Annotated in this window: 1 rRNA gene; it reads right to left on the bottom strand. The window is 56.9% G+C overall.

From position 1 onward, the window contains the following. Window positions 1-6: 6 nt before the first annotated feature. Window positions 7-1,525: ribosomal RNA gene (locus BM085_RS42510) — 23S ribosomal RNA — on the bottom strand; the annotation flags it as partial.

Raw genomic sequence — 1,525 nt, 5'->3', positions numbered from 1 at the left:
TGCTTTGTGGTCAAGTCCTCGGCCTATTAGTACCGGTCAGCTCCACACATTACTGTGCTTCCACCTCCGGCCTATCAACCCAATCGTCTATTGGGGGCCTTACCCACTCACGTGGTGGGAGACCTCATCTCAAGGCGAGCTTCCCGCTTAGATGCTTTCAGCGGTTATCCCTTCCGAACGTAGCCAACCAGCCGTGCTCCTGGCGGAACAACTGGCACACCAGAGGTTCGTCCGTCCCGGTCCTCTCGTACTAGGGACAGCTCCTTTCAAGTCTCCTGCGCGCGCAGCGGATAGGGACCGAACTGTCTCGCGACGTTCTAAACCCAGCTCGCGTACCGCTTTAATGGGCGAACAGCCCAACCCTTGGGACCTACTCCAGCCCCAGGATGCGACGAGCCGACATCGAGGTGCCAAACCATCCCGTCGATATGGACTCTTGGGGAAGATCAGCCTGTTATCCCCGGGGTACCTTTTAGCCGTTGAGCGACGGCGCTTCCACAAGCCACCGCCGGATCACTAGTCCCAGCTTTCGCTCCTGCTCGACCCGTCGGTCTCACAGTCAAGCTCCCTTGTGCACTTACACTCGACACCTGATTGCCAACCAGGCTGAGGGAACCTTTGGGCGCCTCCGTTACTCTTTAGGAGGCAACCGCCCCAGTTAAACTACCCACCAGACACTGTCCCTGATCCGGATCACGGACCGAAGTTAGACGTTCAAAACGACCAGAGTGGTATTTCACCAATGACTCCACCGCCACTAGCGTGACAGCTTCACAGTCTCCCACCTATCCTACACAAGACGTTCCAAACGCCAATGTCAAGCTGTAGTGAAGGTCCCGGGGTCTTTCCGTCCTGCTGCGCGTAACGAGCATCTTTACTCGTAGTGCAATTTCGCCGGGTCTGCGGTTGAGACAGCGGGGAAGTCGTTACGCCATTCGTGCAGGTCGGAACTTACCCGACAAGGAATTTCGCTACCTTAGGATGGTTATAGTTACCACCGCCGTTTACTGGCGCTTAAGTTCTCAGCTTCGCCACCCGAAGATGACTAACCGGTCCCCTTAACGTTCCAGCACCGGGCAGGCGTCAGTCCGTATACATCGTCTTACGACTTCGCACGGACCTGTGTTTTTAGTAAACAGTCGCTTCCCCCTGGCCTCTGCGACCCCCACCAGCTCCGAACGCAAAGGTTCATCACCAGCGAAGGCCCCCCTTCTCCCGAAGTTACGGGGGCAATTTGCCGAGTTCCTTAACCACAGTTCACCCGATCGCCTTGGTATTCTCTACCTGACCACCTGAGTCGGTTTCGGGTACGGGCCGCCACGACACTCACTAGAGGCTTTTCTCGGCAGCATAGGATCACCCACTTCGCCACAATCGGCTCGGCATCACATCTCAGGATACATGAGAGGCGGATTTGCCTACCTCTCTCCCTACATGCTTACCCCAGGACTACCATCGCCTGGGCTGGGCTACCTTCCTGCGTCACCCCATCGCTTACCTACTACCAGTTCAGGCCAGGCGTTCA

Origin of the sequence: Streptosporangium canum (genome assembly GCF_900113865.1) — a bacterium.
Lineage (GTDB): Bacteria > Actinomycetota > Actinomycetes > Streptosporangiales > Streptosporangiaceae > Streptosporangium > Streptosporangium canum.
The sequence above is the reverse complement of the archived record's forward strand: the minus strand, read 5'-3'. Positions and strand labels throughout refer to the sequence as shown.